Annotated in this window: 13 protein-coding genes and 6 pseudogenes; 6 read left to right on the top strand and 13 right to left on the bottom strand. The window is 39.8% G+C overall.

The window, feature by feature from the left end; translation table 11 throughout:
- Positions 1–56: 56 nt before the first annotated feature.
- The 4 genes and pseudogenes from JCM17102_RS31405 to JCM17102_RS07930 all read left to right on the top strand — a co-directional run.
- Positions 57–413 (top strand): annotated as a pseudogene (locus tag JCM17102_RS31405) (DUF6734 family protein); the annotation flags it as partial.
- A gap of 127 nt (positions 414–540) precedes the next feature.
- Positions 541–1,133: pseudogene (locus JCM17102_RS31400) on the top strand (DUF6734 family protein).
- 61 nt (positions 1,134–1,194) lie between these two features.
- The gene (locus JCM17102_RS31395; RefSeq protein ID WP_245798488.1) at positions 1,195–1,398 is read left to right on the top strand and encodes a hypothetical protein; all 204 of its coding nucleotides are present in this window, start codon (positions 1,195–1,197) and stop codon (positions 1,396–1,398) included.
- Positions 1,399–1,685: 287 nt separating this feature from the next.
- A complete protein-coding gene (locus JCM17102_RS07930; protein ID WP_148302046.1) occupies positions 1,686–1,967 on the top strand; it encodes a hypothetical protein in 282 nt (93 codons plus the stop codon).
- Between the two features lie 406 nt (positions 1,968–2,373).
- On the opposite strand, the gene JCM17102_RS07925 is transcribed toward JCM17102_RS07930, so the two are convergent.
- From JCM17102_RS07925 to rimP, 8 genes and pseudogenes are all read right to left on the bottom strand, one after another.
- Positions 2,374–3,585, bottom strand: coding sequence for a cysteine desulfurase (locus tag JCM17102_RS07925; protein ID WP_025074710.1), 1,212 nt, complete (start codon positions 3,583–3,585; stop codon positions 2,374–2,376).
- Between the two features lie 38 nt (positions 3,586–3,623).
- Positions 3,624–4,967, bottom strand: a complete 1,344-nt coding sequence (sufD, locus tag JCM17102_RS07920; RefSeq protein ID WP_025074709.1) for a Fe-S cluster assembly protein SufD — start codon at positions 4,965–4,967, stop codon at positions 3,624–3,626.
- A 2-nt stretch (positions 4,968–4,969) separates the two neighbouring features.
- Positions 4,970–5,722 (bottom strand): Fe-S cluster assembly ATPase SufC, encoded by a 753-nt coding sequence (gene sufC / locus JCM17102_RS07915; protein ID WP_025074708.1) that lies wholly within the window; start codon positions 5,720–5,722, stop codon positions 4,970–4,972.
- A 20-nt stretch (positions 5,723–5,742) separates the two neighbouring features.
- Positions 5,743–7,245: a Fe-S cluster assembly protein SufB gene (gene sufB / locus JCM17102_RS07910; protein ID WP_025074707.1), complete on the bottom strand. Its 1,503-nt coding sequence runs from the start codon at positions 7,243–7,245 to the stop codon at positions 5,743–5,745.
- Positions 7,226–7,754: pseudogene (locus tag JCM17102_RS26705) on the bottom strand (CvpA family protein). Before JCM17102_RS26705 ends, sufB begins: the two are co-directional and overlap by 20 nt.
- Positions 7,755–7,930: 176 nt before the next feature.
- Positions 7,931–11,013, bottom strand: a pseudogene (gene infB / locus JCM17102_RS26700) (translation initiation factor IF-2).
- A gap of 58 nt (positions 11,014–11,071) precedes the next feature.
- A complete protein-coding gene (gene nusA, locus JCM17102_RS07895) occupies positions 11,072–12,346 on the bottom strand; it encodes a transcription termination factor NusA (RefSeq protein WP_025074706.1) in 1,275 nt (424 codons plus the stop codon).
- A gap of 2 nt (positions 12,347–12,348) precedes the next feature.
- Positions 12,349–12,815 (bottom strand): annotated as a pseudogene (gene rimP / locus JCM17102_RS26695) (ribosome assembly cofactor RimP).
- 172 nt (positions 12,816–12,987) lie between these two features.
- Here rimP and JCM17102_RS07885 point away from each other — a divergent pair.
- A complete protein-coding gene (locus JCM17102_RS07885; RefSeq protein ID WP_025074705.1) occupies positions 12,988–13,383 on the top strand; it encodes a hypothetical protein in 396 nt (131 codons plus the stop codon).
- A gap of 75 nt (positions 13,384–13,458) precedes the next feature.
- Here JCM17102_RS07885 and JCM17102_RS29545 read toward each other — a convergent pair.
- Positions 13,459–13,962, bottom strand: a pseudogene (locus JCM17102_RS29545) (nucleotidyltransferase domain-containing protein).
- 199 nt (positions 13,963–14,161) lie between these two features.
- Positions 14,162–14,860, bottom strand: coding sequence for a YgjP family zinc-dependent metalloprotease (locus JCM17102_RS07875; protein WP_025074703.1), 699 nt, complete (start codon positions 14,858–14,860; stop codon positions 14,162–14,164).
- A 374-nt stretch (positions 14,861–15,234) separates the two neighbouring features.
- On the opposite strand from JCM17102_RS07875, the gene JCM17102_RS07870 reads away from it, so the two are divergent.
- The gene (locus JCM17102_RS07870) at positions 15,235–16,020 is read left to right on the top strand and encodes a head GIN domain-containing protein (RefSeq protein WP_025074702.1); all 786 of its coding nucleotides are present in this window, start codon (positions 15,235–15,237) and stop codon (positions 16,018–16,020) included.
- Positions 16,021–16,182: 162 nt separating this feature from the next.
- Here JCM17102_RS07870 and JCM17102_RS07865 read toward each other — a convergent pair whose 3' ends face one another.
- The 3 genes from JCM17102_RS07865 to argB all read right to left on the bottom strand — a co-directional run bounded on the left by JCM17102_RS07865 (position 16,183) and on the right by argB (position 17,993).
- The gene (locus tag JCM17102_RS07865) at positions 16,183–16,659 is read right to left on the bottom strand and encodes a PG0215 family putative anti-sigma factor (RefSeq protein ID WP_025074701.1); all 477 of its coding nucleotides are present in this window, start codon (positions 16,657–16,659) and stop codon (positions 16,183–16,185) included.
- Positions 16,649–17,158: a GFO_1088 family ECF-type sigma factor gene (locus tag JCM17102_RS07860; protein ID WP_025074700.1), complete on the bottom strand. Its 510-nt coding sequence runs from the start codon at positions 17,156–17,158 to the stop codon at positions 16,649–16,651. The genes JCM17102_RS07865 and JCM17102_RS07860 overlap by 11 nt, the downstream gene beginning before the upstream one ends.
- A 61-nt stretch (positions 17,159–17,219) precedes the next feature.
- Positions 17,220–17,993, bottom strand: coding sequence for an acetylglutamate kinase (gene argB, locus JCM17102_RS07855; RefSeq protein ID WP_025074699.1), 774 nt, complete (start codon positions 17,991–17,993; stop codon positions 17,220–17,222).
- Between the last annotated feature and the right edge of the window lie 11 nt (positions 17,994–18,004).

The raw sequence follows: 18,004 nt of genomic DNA, 5'->3' as shown, positions 1-18,004 counted from the left end.
GATTTTTTTATCATACATTCTTAGCGAATAATAATTTGTAAGATAACTTTAGGTGGCCTCATCCACAATACCATCTCATGTCATGGGCACTGAGTTGCCTGAGTTTGCGGAAAAATTATGAAAATGTTGTCATGTATACAGATACCAACGGCTATAAAGTCTTTGTCGATCTATTGCAACTGCCATATACAGATGTAAAGGTCCAATACGATAACCTGCGTTACCCCGACATTCATTGGGCATACCCCAAAATGCAGACATACTCGCAACAGGACGAACCTTTTATTCATGTCGACGGCGATGCACATCTACCCAACAGACTGAGTGCTTCCATGGAATCTGGTGCATTGATTGCACAGAACATGGAGATAGGTACTCAGTACTATAAAAGCATGATGAGTAGCTTTCTATGAAAAGGATATCGGATACCTGAATTCTTGCGAAAGGCACTAGAACGAGACAGCATTCCTTCATACAACGCAGGTTCTTGGTGGAAACGATATCGGCTTCATACAAGAATATTGCCAAATTGCTTTTCAGTTGATTGAAGACAATTGTCCAAAGGATTTTAACAGTCCAAACCTCAATGTAAACAACAATCTCCTTTTCGAACAGACTCTTTTCGCCGCACTTGCCGAGGAGCGGGGAAAGCAAGTACCACATTGCTCGACGATGTTATGCCAGACAATGGCTACGATTATGACCGTTTCTGCGATTTCTACCGATTTGACGAAGTCACATTCCTGCATATTCTCGGAGGTCACAAGCGAAACCTCCGGACATGTGAATTACTCAGCAGAACACTACTTGATCGCTATCCTGAGTACTACAGACGAATTGTGGAACTCTTCCCACAAAATAACAAACGTTTTGGTGGTATAAAGCAAACACTCCCAGATATGAGTATCCAAAAGTGTATAGCACTCTATCAGGATTACCTGTGCGAGCGTATTGCCGAATGGAAAGATTTATCAAACGATACCCTGTATGATTGGGAGAGACAAATTTCCGCCTACCCCCATTTTATGAATGCCGACAAAGAGAAAAAAGAAACCTGTATCATAGGTAGAAATCCTCATATCGCCATTTTTGAGATTCCACAGGAATGGCCAAGTTTAGCCAAATACCTTTAAAGAGCGAGTAAACAGAAAATGGTGTGGAAGAGATGCTGACGTAGTATGCCTTCCATGTCTGTTGGAAGAAGGATTCAAAGAAGCTCTTCTTACCGAATGGGGATATAACATACTTACTTTGCTGGAGAAAGAAATGACATTCGAGAAACTGCTTGCTGAACTACAATCCTACTTTTCTTCGGATATCAGTGCAGAAAAAGAGGGTATCTACCGCTCAGTGTTAGTAGAGTTAGAGCACCTTTTTACAACGGTGTCATTTATGTAAAGACAGAAAACAGCAAATAAGCATTATATAGAATAAAATATTAAGATTCTAAGACAATAGTCCCGTTTCTTACTCTATACAGAATTTAATAATAACTTTTTAAATTAAAAGAATATGGAAAAGCAGAATTCAAACGGAAAACCAAAATTGAAAACAATTACCCAACTTTCACCGGAGATACAAATATCTAATTACGGTTTTTCCGGAAGTGGATCATGTGGATGTGGATCATGTGGAATAAGCTTTGAAGATATAGGACCACTCCTGAACTTTGTATGCCTTTAGATATGTTTCTAGACTTAGACAACCAAGGACTCCTAAAATCGGAATTTTATTATGTATGTGGAGTAGGATGGCGGAGACCGCATAATATTAGTAGTGGCTCGTGCGGGTGTGGACTCAATATAGACGCTGCCGTAGATCACTTAATAAGAAATGCACAAAGTTCTTCAACATCATCATGTGCTAAGTATGTAAGAAAAGCGCTCGAAGCTGGTGGTTTTTCAACAGATGGGCGACCTAATTCGGCTTGTGACTATGATACTTATTTAAAAACGTTTTTAATGTGATAAGTAAGGATAATATACTCCACAGAAAGGAGATACTATAGTTCATGAAGCAACTAATGGCCATCCTTATGGACATATTTCAATGTGCAGCGGACAACAGCGGAGATGAGAGAAGTGACGGTTGAAGTTATCAAGAAGGACGGAAAGTACTACATTAACGACATACAAAATGAGGACAGCAAGTATTTTCTGTAAAAGCCATCATTATCCATGTTATAAATAATATATAGTTAAAAGAGGATATTCATCAAATGCTCGAAAAATAAGAAAATGGCATGTGTAAATGAATCTCGGTGTTTCATTTCTCATGCCACTTTTATAGGATTTACTCCATCAATCCATAAACAATGAATTTGTACTATAGTACATCTAAAGAATTCGTATGACCTCCTCCTATAAATGTTCCTCAAAACATTCGACGGACTCGATCAATTCCAGCCACTAACACATCTATTTCATTTTTTGTGTTATATAAAGCAAAAGAAGCCCGGACTGTTCCTTCAATACCAAAACGTTGCATCAACGGTTGTGCACAATGGTGTCCTGTACGAACAGCAATCCCCAAACGATCCAATAGAGTCCCCAGATCGAAATGGTGAATATCACCTACAAGGAATGAAATAACAGCTCCTCTATCAGCAGCTTCACCAAAAATACGCATATCAGGAATCTCTTTCAATCGTTTCAGAGCATACGTAGTCAATTCATGCTCATGAGCCGCAATCTGCTCAATACCGATACCATTTACATAGTCAAGTGCTTTCGCCAATCCGGTAGTACCGATATAATCCGGAGTACCTGCTTCAAACTTAAAAGGAAGTTCATTGAAGGTCGTCTTTTCAAAGGAGACATGCTGAATCATCTCTCCTCCTCCTTGATATGGCGGCAAACGGTCCAACCATTCCTCTTTCCCATAGAGTACTCCCACTCCCGTCGGACCATAGATTTTATGACCGGAGAACACAAGAAAATCTGCATCCAGTTCCTGTACGTCTACCTTCATATGAGGGATAGACTGAGCAGCGTCCACCAAGAATGGTACACCATGTTCATGTGCTATCTTAATCATCTCCTTCACCGGATTTACAGTGCCAAGTACATTTGAGACTTGCATCACACTGACAATCTTAGTACGCTCAGAGAATAACTTTTCATATTCATCCAGCAATAATTCACCCTTATCATTCATTGGAATTACTTTAATAGCAATTCCCTTGCGAGCAGCCAATAACTGCCAAGGTACAATATTACTATGATGTTCCATCACCGAGAGAATCACTTCATCTCCTTCTTGCATAAACTCGTCACCAAAACTAGAGACCAACAAGTTAATGCTTTCTGTCGTTCCCCGCGTAAAAATGACCTCATTCGTACTATGCGCATTGATAAATTGACGTACAGTTTCGCGGGAAGATTCATGTAATTCCGTAGCCTGTTGGGATAAATAATGCACACCGCGATGTACATTAGCATTAACGGAATAATATTCATCCACTAACGAGTCAATCACCAAGCGAGGCTTCTGAGTAGTCGCAGCATTATCTAAGTAAACCAACGGCTTACCATAAACTGTACGACTCAATATTGGAAAGTCTTCGCGTATCTTCTGAACATCCATGAATTTCAATTATTAAAGATTAGTGTTCCGTACAAACTCTATTTACAGATCGCACAGCCCTGACACTTATTCAGTTCACCCCGGAAACGTTTCTCAACTAACAGATGTAAACGGTCCTTAAGTGCATCCAAGCGAATTGTATCAATGACCTCATTGACAAATGCAAACATTAATAACAACCGCGCTTCTTTCTCGGCAATTCCACGTGTACGCATATAGAACAAAGCGTTCTCATCCAACTGCCCAACCGTCGCACCATGTGAACACTTTACATCATCTGCATAAATTTCAAGTTGCGGCTGAGTGTACATACGCGCATTACGCGTAGCACATAAATTACGGTTGGTTTGCTGTGAATTTGTATGCTGAGCATCCGGACGTACTAGTACCAATCCTGCAAAAGCACCGACTGCCTGATCATCTAATACATATTTAAATAGCTCATTGCTGGTACAATTAGGTACAGCATGATCGATAGACGTATTATTATCCACCTGTTGATTCTTATCAGCGATTGCCATACCGCAAAGATTGATTTCGGCACCTTCACCTGCTAATATTACTTCAGTTGTATTACGAGTAGTTCCATTATGAAGAGTCATTCCATTCAGCAAAACATTACTATTTGCCTCTTGTTTTACATATAAATTGCTGATACGAACCGTACTTGTATGCGTCTCTTCCAACTCATACATATCAAATACCGAATTTTCTCCGGCAAACACCTCAATCACCTGAGTTGCCAGGAAGTTTACATTATCCATCGCATGGTCACAGATCAATAAACGAACTTGTGCACCCTCTTCTAAGATAATTAGTACCCGTCTATTTACCATAAAGTTCACATCCGCACGAAGGATATTTACGAGTTGAATAGGTTTCTCCACCACTACATTCTTAGGCACATAGAGAACAGTACCATCTTGTACAAAAGTAGTATTGAATGCAGTTACACCATCTTTGGAAGTATCTGCCAACTTACCATAATATTTCCTTATCAGATCAGGCTGTTGTTCTGCTACTTCTTTCAAACTACCGAATATCACACCTTCAGGCAAATTTATTTTAGGAAGAGCCTTATTATAGAATGCGTCGTTCACCACAAAATACAAAGCAGTACTCATGTTAGGCACATCGCACTTAAAAACCTCATACGGATTTACCGGAATAGACAAACGATTTAGGTTCAAACCGAAATCCGGTTCAAAATACTTGCTTACATCCGTATATTTATATTTCTCTACTTTACGGTTCGGAAAGCCGAGTCGCTCAAAGTCTGCAAAAGCCCCAGCACGAGGTGCATTTAGCACTTCAGCACTATGTTTGCAAATCATCGCTTCCGTTTGTGAGAATAGATCTATGTATTGTTGTTCAGCATTCATCATTATTCTCCTAATTCTTTCTTAATCCAATCATACCCCTTATCTTCCAATTCCAGTGCAAGTTCCGGTCCGGCAGTTTTCACAATACGACCTTTATAAAGCACATGGACTACATCAGGTTTAATGTAATCAAGCAAACGTTGATAGTGGGTAATGACGATAGTACTAGTTTCGGGAGTCTTCAGTTTATTTACTCCTTCTGCTACAATACGAAGAGCATCAATATCCAATCCGGAATCTGTTTCATCGAGAATACTCAAACGCGGTTCCAACATTGCCATTTGAAATATTTCATTCCGTTTCTTTTCTCCACCCGAGAAACCTTCATTCACAGAACGGTTAGCCAATTTATTATCCAATTCCACTATAGCACGTTTCTCACGCATCAGTTTCAGAAACTCGCTGGCAGTCAATGCCGGCAAACCTTTATATTTACGCTGTTCATTTACAGCCGCACGCATAAAGTTTACCATGCTTACTCCCGGAATCTCTACGGGATATTGGAAACTAAGAAAAATACCTTCATGACTACGGTCTTCCGGACTCAACTCCAGCAGATTTCTACCATCAAAAGTAATGGAACCTTTCGTTACCTCAAAAGCGGGATTTCCTACCAAAACGGAAGAAAGAGTACTCTTACCTGAACCATTCGGTCCCATAATTGCATGTATCTCGCCCGGTCTTACCGTCAAGTTAATGCCTTTCAATATTTCTTTGCCATTAATGCTGGCATGCAGGTCTTTTATCTCTAACATAATCTTTAAAATTAACTCATTTACCCTACACTTCCTTCTAAGGAAATAGTAAGCAACTTCTGTGCTTCTACCGCAAACTCCATCGGAAGCTTATTCAATACTTCTTTCGCATATCCGTTTACAATCAGGCCTATCGCATCTTCTGTCGGGATACCACGTTGATTGCAATAGAATATCTGGTCTTCACTAATTTTGCTGGTAGTAGCTTCATGCTCTACCACAGCAGTTTCATTATGAATATCCATATACGGGAATGTATGTGCTCCACACTTATCGCCCAATAATAAAGAGTCACACTGACTATAATTACGGGCATTATCAGCTTTTTCCGCTACCCGAACCAAGCCACGGTAAGAGTTCTCACTCCGTCCCGCAGAGATCCCCTTACTTACTATTGTACTACGGGTATTCTTACCTAAATGAATCATCTTCGTACCGGTATCAGCCTGTTGGTAGTTATTCGTCACTGCTACAGAATAGAATTCTGCAGTCGAATTATCACCCGTCAGAATACAAGAAGGATATTTCCAAGTGATTGCCGAACCTGTTTCCACTTGTGTCCAGGATAATTTACTGTCCACTCCTTTACAATTTCCGCGTTTAGTCACAAAGTTATAAACACCGCCCTTACCTTGTGCATCTCCCGGATACCAGTTCTGAACAGTACTATACTTCACTTCAGCACGATCGTGTACTACAATTTCGACAATGGCAGCATGCAGTTGATTCTCATCTCTCATCGGTGCCGTACAGCCTTCCAAATAAGAAACATACGAATCATCATCCGCCACGATCAGTGTACGTTCAAACTGTCCGGTATTAGCAGCATTAATACGGAAATAAGTAGAAAGTTCCATCGGGCAACGAACCCCTTTGGGAATATAAACAAACGATCCGTCTGAGAATACAGCAGAATTTAATGCCGCAAAGAAATTATCTCGATAGCCAACTACCGAACCAAGGTATTTCTTTACCAAATCGGGATGTTCGCGTACAGCCTCACTGAAAGAACAGAAGATAATTCCTTTTTCCATCAGGGTTTCCTTAAATGTAGTCTTTACGGAAACTGAGTCCATCACAGCATCCACTGCCATTCCACTCAACGCCATCTGTTCTTCCAAAGGAATTCCGAGCTTATTGAATGTCTTTATCAGTTCAGGATCCACCTCATCCATACTCTTCGGCCCGTCTTTTTTCTTTGTTGGATCCGCATAATAAGAGATAGCCTGATAATCAATTTCAGGAATACGGAGATGTGCCCATGTAGGCATCTCCAGTGTCAGCCAATGCTGATATGCTTTCAGCCGGAATTCCAGCAACCACTCCGGTTCATTCTTCTTTGATGATATCAGACGAATCACATCCTCATTGAGTCCACGCTCAATAATGTCCGTATGAACCTCTGTGGTGAAACCATATTTGTACTTTTCTTCCGCAAACTTACGAACAAACTCATTATCGGGTTTATTCTTTTCGAATTCGTCCTTTTCTTTGGGGTTTTTCTTATTGGATTCTAGTTGCATCTTTATTCTCTAATATATATTGTTGCGTCATATTCTTAGCAGCAGGAAAAAAAAATTCCTGCAAACGTTTCCATTGGATAATATAACAACGATTCTCTCTTTTTTGTTGCACTAATTAACTTATTATCGCTATCAATAAACTCTATCACACAGATCACCAAACTTGTCAGCAACAGAAACTTAATTGCTCCTAAGCCGCTTCCTAACCAACGATTCAGCCAACCTAATGATATTGTTTCCATTGCCTTGGTCAGCAAAGTTGCCACCAATGTAAATATCAATGGGACCGCAATCCATATCATTATAAAAGCCAATACCTGTGCAACTGTCATCGAGTTTGTCAGTGCCGGACAGAGCTTTTCCGCCAACGTTGTATACAAAGCCTTAGCAGCCAACAAGCCAATAATCAATCCCAGGATAGAAGCCAATTGGCGGATAAAGCCTTTCATAAAGCCAGCCACTACACCAGCACCTATTATAATAAGGATAATAACATCAATTGTTGTCACGTCTATAAAAGTTATAGGTTAAAAGTGAAAAATTATAAGTCTGCAAACAATGGAATGATAATAGATGATAAAGTAATAAGGTGGTAAGGTGGTGTCCTACAAACAGTACCACATTACCACCTTTTTTATTTCTCACAGTGTCTGTTATTCAATTATAACATTCACTTATAACATTCTTACAATGTCTGTTTCACTTCTATTTCTTCAAATGTTTCGATCATATCACCCACTTTCATGTCATTGCAGTTCACTAGGCTAATTCCACACTCGAAGTTTGTACCTACTTCTTTCACATCGTCTTTGAAACGCTTCAGCGCATTGATATTTCCGGTAAAGATAACAATACCATCGCGAATCAAACGAGCCTTGTCGCTTCTCTTCACCTTTCCGGTCTTCACCATCGCACCGGCAACCAATCCCACTTTCGTGATATTGAACACCTCGCGGATTTCGATCGTAGCAGTTATCTGTTCTCTCAATTCCGGAGCTAACATACCTTCCATAGCCGACTTCACTTCTTCGATTGCATCGTAGATGACAGAATACTTACGGATATCAACACCTTCCTGTTCAGCCATCTTAGCTGCAGCACCTGAAGGACGTACCTGGAATCCGACAATAATCGCATCTGAAGCAGCAGCTAATGATACATCCGATTCGGAGATTGCTCCTACACCCTTATGGATTACATTTACTTGGATCTGTTCGGTAGACAGTTTAATCAATGAATCGCTCAATGCTTCCACTGAACCGTCCACGTCACCCTTAACGATGATATTCAATTCCTGGAAGTTACCCAGAGCAATACGACGCCCCAATTCATCCAAAGTAAGAATCTTTTGTGTACGCAATCCTTGTTCACGTGCCAATTGTTCACGCTTATTCGTAATTTCACGAGCTTCCTGGTCAGTATTAACTACATGGAATGTATCACCAGCTGCAGGAGCACCGTTTAATCCCAAAATCAATGCTGGTTCAGAAGGTCCTGCCTCTTTAATACGCTGATTACGCTCGTTGAACATTGCCTTCACACGACCGTAGCTAGTTCCTGCCAATACGATATCACCGACTTTCAATGTACCGTTGGATACCAATACTGTAGCTACATAACCACGTCCCTTATCCAATGAAGATTCGATGATAGAACCTGTAGCATTACGGTTCGGGTTTGCCTTCAAATCAAGCATTTCAGCTTCCAGCAATACTTTCTCCATCAGATCTTCCACGCCCATACCTTTCTTGGCTGAGATATCCTGAGACTGGTATTTACCCCCCATTCTTCCACAAGGTAGTTCATAGCAGCCAGTTCTTCTTTAATCTTATCCGGATTTGCAGTAGGTTTATCAACCTTATTGATCGCAAATACAATAGGTACACCTGCAGCCATCGCATGATTGATTGCCTCTTTGGTTTGTGGCATCACATTATCGTCAGCAGCTACAATGATGATTGCAATATCCGTTACTTTGGCACCACGTGCCCGCATTGCAGTAAATGCCTCGTGCCCCGGAGTATCCAGAAACGTGATACGGCGTCCGTCTTCTAATTTCACATTATATGCACCGATATGCTGTGTAATACCTCCGGCTTCACCGGCAATTACATTCGCTTTACGGATATAGTCAAGCAATGAAGTCTTACCATGGTCTACGTGCCCCATCACTGTCACAATCGGAGCACGTGGCAACAAATCTTCCGGTGCATCTTCTTCTTCTACAACAGCTTGTGCAACTTCCGCACTGATGTATTCAGTCTTGAAACCAAATTCTTCTGCTACAAGATTAATAGTTTCTGCGTCCAGGCGTTGGTTAATAGAAACCATCATACCAATACTCATACAAGTAGCAATAACCTGGTTCACAGAGATGTCCATCATCGTTGCCAACTCATTAGCAGTAACGAATTCGGTCAGCTTCAATACCTTGCTTTCTGCCATTTCCTGATCTTCCAACTCTTGCATACGGTTGGAAACCATTTCACGTTTTTCTTTTCGGTACTTAGCGGCCTTATTCTTACCTTTGGTTGTCAGACGAGCCAGTGTTTCTTTTACCTGTTTTGCTACATCTTCTTCGCTAACCTCCTGCTTGATGACCGGCTTCTTGAAGCGCTCTTTATTATTGTTCTTCTTGTTATTGCCTTGGGCATTTGCATTACCTCCATTATTTCCTCGGCCACCCTGGGTGTTTGGTCGCGGACTTGCAAAATTAGAAGTAGCTACGTTATTTACATCAATCTTTTCCTTGTTGATACGATTCCGTTTCTTCTTATTTGCTGAGTTCTCTGCATTATCTTTTGAACCTCCAACCCCTTTCGATTGTGGTTTATTATCATCTTTACGAATTTCCTTGATGATAGCTTCCTTCATCAACTTCTTCTGATCCTGACGGATCTTCTCTTTCTCCTCCCGTTCGCGACGTTTTTCTTCCTTCGATTTCTTCTTAGGACGAGTAGACTGATTTAATGCAGCCAAGTCAATCTGACCGATTACATTAATCTTCGCACCCAGTTCCGGTTGGCGAATCTTGAAAACTTCATCTTCTCTCGGAGCTTCTGTTTCAGATTGCTCTTCTTTCACCGGAACTACTTCGACCGCTTTTTCTTCTTTACGTTCCTCCGCCTTCACAGGTGCAACTTCAACCTTCGGCTCATCTTTTTTTACTTCTTCCACAACTTTCTTCTCTTCAACTTCTGCCGGTTTCGTTTCCACTACAGGTTCTGGTACAACCACCGGTTCAATGGGAGTTGGTATAACTTCTACCTTCAGTTCCTCCTTTTTTACTTCAGGCTTTCCTACAGGCTGCTCTACCACTTTAGGTTCCACTACAGATTGTTCTACCACCTTAGGTTGTTCCACTCTCTTAGGTTCGACCTTCTTTTCCGGCTCTTTTTCTACCTTCCGACCGCTTAAATTATTTAAATCAATTTTTCCGACAGGTTTAAACTTCGGACGTGCATCCTCAGGTACGACTGTCTTGATCACATCTTCCGACTTCGGTTTCTCCTGATGCTTTTCAAAGCCGTCAATCGATACCGACGCCTTATTACGATCCTTATTCTGACGTTCCTGAATGAAACGCTCCGATTCAAGTCTAAGGTTCTTATCTGTACTAAACTCCTTCACGAGTATAGCGTATTGCTCCTCGCTAATCTTTGTATTAGGATTCGCCTCAACGGTATACCCTTTTTTCTGCAGAAACTCAACTACCGTCGCGATTCCTACATTCAAATCTCTTGTAACTTTGTTTAACCTTATCGTCATATTATAAATTTAATGAATAAATGGAGCGAAGAATTCTCAATTGGAATAATTCATAAAATTACTCTTGCACTGGTTCTTCTTCTTCAAACTCCGATTTCAAAATGCGTATTACCTCGTCCACCGTCTCTTCTTCCAAGTCCGTTTTTTCAATCAACATTTCGCGAGGTGCATTCAATACGGCCTTCGCTGTATCAATACCGATCGCTTTAATTGCATCGATCACCCATCCGTCGATTTCATCTCTAAACTCATCCAGATAGATATCTTCATCCTGCACATTTTCATCTAACTCACGGAACACATCGATAGTGTACTCAGTTAACATACTGGCCAGTTTGATATTCAAACCGCCTTTACCAATAGCCAACGATACCTCTTCCGGCTTAAGAAATACTTCTGCTTTTTTCTCCTCCTCATTCAGTCGAATAGAAGAGATTTTTGCCGGGCTTAAAGCACGCTGAATAAACAATGAGATATTCGAAGTATAGTTAATTACATCGATATTTTCATTGCGAAGTTCACGAACAATGCCATGAATACGACTACCCTTTACACCTACGCAGGCTCCTACGGGATCGATTCTGTCATCGTAAGATTCTACCGCAATCTTGGCACGTTCACCAGGTATGCGGGCAATCTTCTTGATAGTAATCAAACCATCATTGATTTCGGGCACCTCCATTTCAAACAGACGCTGCAAGAAAACGGGAGAAGTACGTGACAAGATAATCTTCGGATTATTGTTCTTGTTGTCTACGCGGGCAACTACTGCACGGGCTGTTTCTCCTTTACGATAAAAATCACTCGGGATTTGTTCAGTTTTAGGTAACAGCAGTTCGTTTCCTTCATCGTCAAGAAGCAACATTTCTTTTTTCCAGATCTGATAAACTTCTGCATTGATGATAGTACCAACTTTATCAATATATTTGTTATAAATACTGTCTTTCTCTAGCTCCAGAATCTTAGAAGCCAATGTCTGGCGGAGATTCAGAATAGCACGACGACCGAATTTAGCAAAGATAACTTCGTCAGTTACCTCCTCACCCACTTCATAAGAAGCATCAATTTTCTGTGCTTCAGTCAGAGAAATCTGCATATTTGGGTTTGTCAGGTCTTCATCGGCCACAACTTCACGGTTACGCCATATCTCAAAATCCCCCTTGTCAGGGTTCACGATCACGTCGTAATTCTCATCGGTGCCAAACATTTTCGCGATCACACTACGGAACGACTCTTCAAGGACGCTGACCATCGTGGTTCTATCAATATTCTTCAGTTCTTTAAATTCCGAAAATGTATCAATCAAGCTGATTGTTTCTTCTTTTTTGGCCATAACTATTTAAAGCTAATTAAGTATTTAGTATATTTTATTTGCTCATAAGTGAAGGTTTCATCCTCTTCTACCAATTTCGGACGTTTTGTTCCTTCCAGTTTTACTTTCTTCTGTACGGTTACCGTAAATTTTTCTTCATCGGCATCTTTCAGTATGCCGGAAAGTTTACGTCCGTCTTTTGTCATTACTTCCACTTCTTGCCCGATGTGAATGTAATACTGTTGCAGAACTTTAAAAGGTTGTCCGATACCGGCTGAACCTACTTCCAGTTCATAATCTTCCTCTTCACGGTTCAGTTTCGATTCGATAAAGCGGCTAAGCTCTACACAATCTTCAATCCAAACACCTTCTGCATGGTCGATTTCGACCACGATCTTGTCATCAGGCTTACAGTTACCTCTACTAAAAAGTAGTCTTTTCCTTTCAGCCACTCATCAACAATCTGACAAACAGTTTTCTTTTCTATCATTTATTCGCTATTAAGAACAAAAAAAGGAGCTTAATTGCCCCTCCACCTTTCATCCGTTTCCGGTTGCAAAGATATAAATAATATGTTCGACTACAAAACATTAAAGAAAAAAAGTATGAATTAACTATACGAACTTCGTATCTTTACGCCGCAATTATAAAAAACAGCAGTTATGGCACATCATTTAAACACTAATAAGCAATTTATGATAGGTAACGGGATCTTGGCTTTTGCTGTCATCTTTGTCGTTGTTATCTTCATTTATATGAGTATGAGACTCCAACAAAAGAAAGAGGGTGAACGTCATTTCATTGAAACTTATTCAATCAGCTTAGTGAAAGGATTCGCGGGTGATTCTATTTCTTTGTTTATCAATGATAGTTTAATATCATGCAAATCAATAACGGACGAGCCTTATACAGTTGAAGTGGACCGTTTTACCGAACAAAGTGCTTTGATGATTGTAGACAATCAAACAGAACTGGTTTCAATATTCGATCTTAGTGAAAATGGAGGTACTTATCGATTTGAGAAAGAGGAAGATGGAATTAAGCAATTATCTAAATAAAGATAGGAATGGATTCACACGATCAATATATATGTATATCAAAACTCAGATTAGCTAAGCTTCTTCCTGTGCTATTCACTCATCATATGAGTCTATTTTTTCAGTACAAATACGGAATGTTATCTTTTTGAGTATTTCGATTCGTTCAAGCATATAAGAGTATTCCTCTTTGTTTACAACAAAACCTTTGTTGTAACGGGTCTCAATCTATGCACGATAAAGCAAAGCAAAACATCGCTTTTCAAAATCGGTATTCAAAGGAAATACTACTGCCAATTCTCTTGAATACTGACTAGTTCGAGGGCTTTATTAAGTGTACCAGCATTCTCTACAATAAATTGGGGAGAAGCGTGACGACGATGTGCAAAAGCATTGTGATATTTGGGCGTAACTTTATCTCTCAGTCTATCTTCTACATGTTTTACGTTTGGCTTTGAAATAATCACCATAATATCTAAGTCGCTCTGGTATGAGGTATGTACACCAAACTCAATTTTCTCATCCCATAAAACACAACCGCCACGGGCATAACTACCATAGTAATATAATCATATCGCACCACGACACATGGCGCTTAATAAGCTCCTGTAAGGTATTTAACTCCCCCTAGGTTCGTTTTAGTAAATGCTTTATGAGCACTTCATACGTTCTTATATCTATTTAATCACAAAGCTAATACAAATATTTGTCATTCATTGAGTTATGTCTAATTTCTATCCCTATATTCTTCTCGTGGTTTCATTCTGATGAATGACCTGTAGCTACTGCGTTTGAGTATTTATATACATGTCCGATATCCTCTAAGTTCATTCCTCAAAGCCATTGCATTACCATTAGTAAATCGATTCAGTAATTCCCAGAAACGTTCGCTATGGTTCATTTCACGTGTATGACACAATTCATGCAAAAGCACATAATCAATCAAATGAGAAGGCAATAAAACTAGATAGTATGACAGATTAATATCCTTTCGTGCCGAGCAACTTCCCCATCGCCCTTGGCTTGAGTTTATCTTCACACTCTTATAAGGCAAGCCGCTTTGTTTAGATAAATGCTCTAAACGAGAAGGAAGAATTACTTTCGCGTTTTTTCTTAATGATTCTTCAATCACTTTGCGCAACCAATTCTGCAACCCTTCATCTGCAAAAACTGCTTGCGGTGGACAAACAATCTGCATAAATCCTAGTTTAGAATTAGCCATAAACTGTTCTTTCTCACCAGTAATCAAAGAGAGTTTGAAATACTCGGCATCGATACGATAATTTAAATCTATTAACAGACGCTTTAACTTTTGGCGAGAGACCCACAGTTTGCTGCGTAAGTTTTCAATGGCATGTTTGACTTCCTTTATTGCCGTACCGGGAGGAACCGAAACATAAATAGCATCACTTTTTGTACGGAACACCAAGCTTCTAGCACGTGGATTAGCACGTATCACTAAGACACCCAATTCATCATCTTCTATAATCGTCTCCATCATAAATCTCTGAACAACGATGCAAAAATAACAAATAAAAATGGGAGTTGATAAAAAAGCTCTCGAAAGTCTCCATCCTTAAAAAAACACCATAAACAGACCTTTCATTCATTCTCTTCGGTGAAGAACTAAGCAAACGAATTGAAAGACAATCTTACCAATACACATACTAACCAATCTAAGTACGTCCAACATTCTGAAAATAGACAAAGGCCATATATTCTATGAAAAGACCCAAACATTTATCTTTGTAATTATTATGGGGTAGTTCTAATGACTATTAACCATTTATTTTCCATCTAAAAAACTTTATCTAAAATGCAACTTTATTGAAGTATGAACCGTCTTAATAATATAACATCAAAATCATTATTATGAAAGTAAGTACATTAACAACAGTATTAACCGGTATGTTTTTAGTATTCATATCAATCTCCTGTTCACAAGGTCAATACATAACAGGTAGTGGTAACTACATAACAAAAGATGTAGAAATCAGTCCGTTTAACGCAATTAAGCTGTCGGGGAGTGCAGATATTATCTATCAACAAGATGCAAATACCCATTTCGAAATTTACGGTTCTGACAATATAATCTCAATACTGAAAATCTATGTTGATAATAACACCTTATTTATAAAGTATCCCAATAATATCAATATAAGAGATAGGGGAACATTAGAAATCAGAGTTTCTTCCCCCGAGCTGAATAGTATGGAAATCAATGGTTCGGGAAATATACAGCTTACCAATGGCATACAAACGAAAAAAAATGTAGAAGTAAATATCAATGGCTCCGGAAACATACAAGGACAGAAAATTGTCTGTCAGAAAACGGCAATCTTTATTAATGGATCCGGTGATATCAGGTTTCAACAGATTCAAAGCCAAATATGTTCCGCTCATATAACGGGTTCAGGAAACATACTATTTAACGGCAAAACTGATAATGCAGACTTCAGGATTGTTGGTTCAGGAAATATAAACGCTTTAGAACTACAAGCCAAGGATGTATCATCAAGTGTCACTGGTTCTGGAGATATAAGTTGCAATGTAAGTGAAAAACTATCCGCACAGTTTACCGGTGGAGGTAGCCTTTCCTACAAAGGTAACCCACAAGAAGTAAACGGTCCTCAGAAAAAGCTACATAAGCTCGACTAAGAACATGAAACTAAAAAGGGCTACTGCATCACGCGGTAGCCCATTTATTTAGTTAGTTTTATTATAAAAATTTGAGAGAATTGAAAACTTCACAGTTTCGCTTTCGTTTTTGTTTTAATTAAGCACACTAACTATATTATATGTTAAAGCAAATGAAAATGTCTATTCTTGCATAACTTTCACCTTATTGATCTTAGCAAGGCTATCAGCCAATACCTGATCTGCTTTCGCATCATTTGAAAATGCGACTGAAGGAGCAGTTACTTGTTTACCAATGGTATCCGTTGCCAACACTCTACCATCATCACCGGAGAATGAATGCTGTGCCACATTTCCTAAAGAAAGAATGATTGCAACCACAGCAGCAGCCTTAAATAGTGGAACAAAACGACTAACTAACGTCAAGCGTTTAGCCTTCACTACCGGAGTTTCCACTTGTGACAGAATACGTGCATCAAAGTCTTCGCCCAGCCCTTCTTCCTGCTGAACCTGCTGATAAACAAACAAGTTCTTATAGCGAAGCAAATGAGCAGGAACTTCTCCTTTTGAAAAGAAGTCACGCAATTGAGATTCTTCTTCTAAGGAAGTTTCGCATTGCCAATATCGCTCTAAAAGCTGTTCTATATTCTTATAATCCATATTCGTCAATTTCTAAATATCTTTGTTTTACCTTTTGTCTGGCTCTGAAAAGGTTTACTTTTACCTGTTCTTCAGTCAGATTCAGTAAGATTGCTATTTTTTTATAGCTTTCACCTTCAATATCCCTCAGTTGCATGATAAGCCGCTGTTTTTCGGGAAGTTCGTTTACCAGTCGATTTATAATGTTCATTTTCTCATCATGAACCAACTGATCATACGGACCGTTTGCATCAGGTTCTTCCTCCATCTCCGGGGTGAGTCCAACATTCTGAGCTTCTCTCTTTTGACTACGGTCTATTGCCAAGTTCTTTGCCACTATCAGGCAATAGGCTTCAACCGATTCAAACTGAGACCACTCATCACGCTTGTTCCACACTCTTATCATGGTGTCCTGAACGATATCTTCGGCTTCTGCCCTATCCAGAGTTATTCTGAGAGCCAATCGAAAGAGTTTATCCTTCAACGGCAAAATATCGTTTCGGAAGCTGATTTCTTGCATCTCTATAATAATGACGGGCTAGGATTCGAAAAGTTACAGTCACCCACTACTTTTTTTTGAATTATTTTTTGATCCTGGTTCCTCCGTTTTCACTAATCGCTGATGCTAAGGTGATTATCACTTCTGACACCCCTGCATTAATTGCCTCAAAAGAGTTCTCTAACTTAGGAATCATACCACCTTGGATAACCCCATCAGCAACGTATTGTTCAAATTCTCCACGAGTAATCTGTGGAATCACACTATCATCATCATTCTCGTCACGCAGCACTCCTTTTTTCTCAAAACAATAAACCAATGTCACATCAAACAAAGTTGATAAGGATTTAGCTGTTTCTCCGGCAATCGTGTCTGCATTGGTATTCAACATATTACCTTGACCATCATGCGTTAGTGGTGCCATCACAGGAACTACCCCCTTATGAATTAAATCTGATAATAAAGAAGCATCTACCTTCTCAACGTCGCCCACAAAGCCATAATCAACATCTTTTATGGGACGTTTTACCGAACGGATCACGTTCATATCCGCTCCGGTCAATCCAAGAGCATTGACACCACGAGCTTGCAGACCTGCTACAATATTCTTATTTACCAATCCGCCATATACCATTGTCACCACTTTGAGTGTTTCCTCATCTGTGATTCGGCGACCATTTACCATTTTACTCTCAATTCCCAGTAGCGTGGCAATCTTCGTAGCCGAACGTCCTCCACCATGAACCAATACTTTGTGCCCCTCAACGCCGACAAAATCGTCCAACAACTGACGAAGGGTGGCTTCCTCCTCTACAATTTTGCCACCCACTTTAATGATTGTTAGTTTTTCTCTCATTTTCTATTATC

Origin of the sequence: Bacteroides faecichinchillae JCM 17102, assembly GCF_000614145.1 — a bacterium.
Taxonomy (GTDB): domain Bacteria; phylum Bacteroidota; class Bacteroidia; order Bacteroidales; family Bacteroidaceae; genus Bacteroides; species Bacteroides faecichinchillae.
Note: the sequence above shows the minus strand (reverse complement) of the source record. Positions and strands in the feature narration are given on the sequence as shown.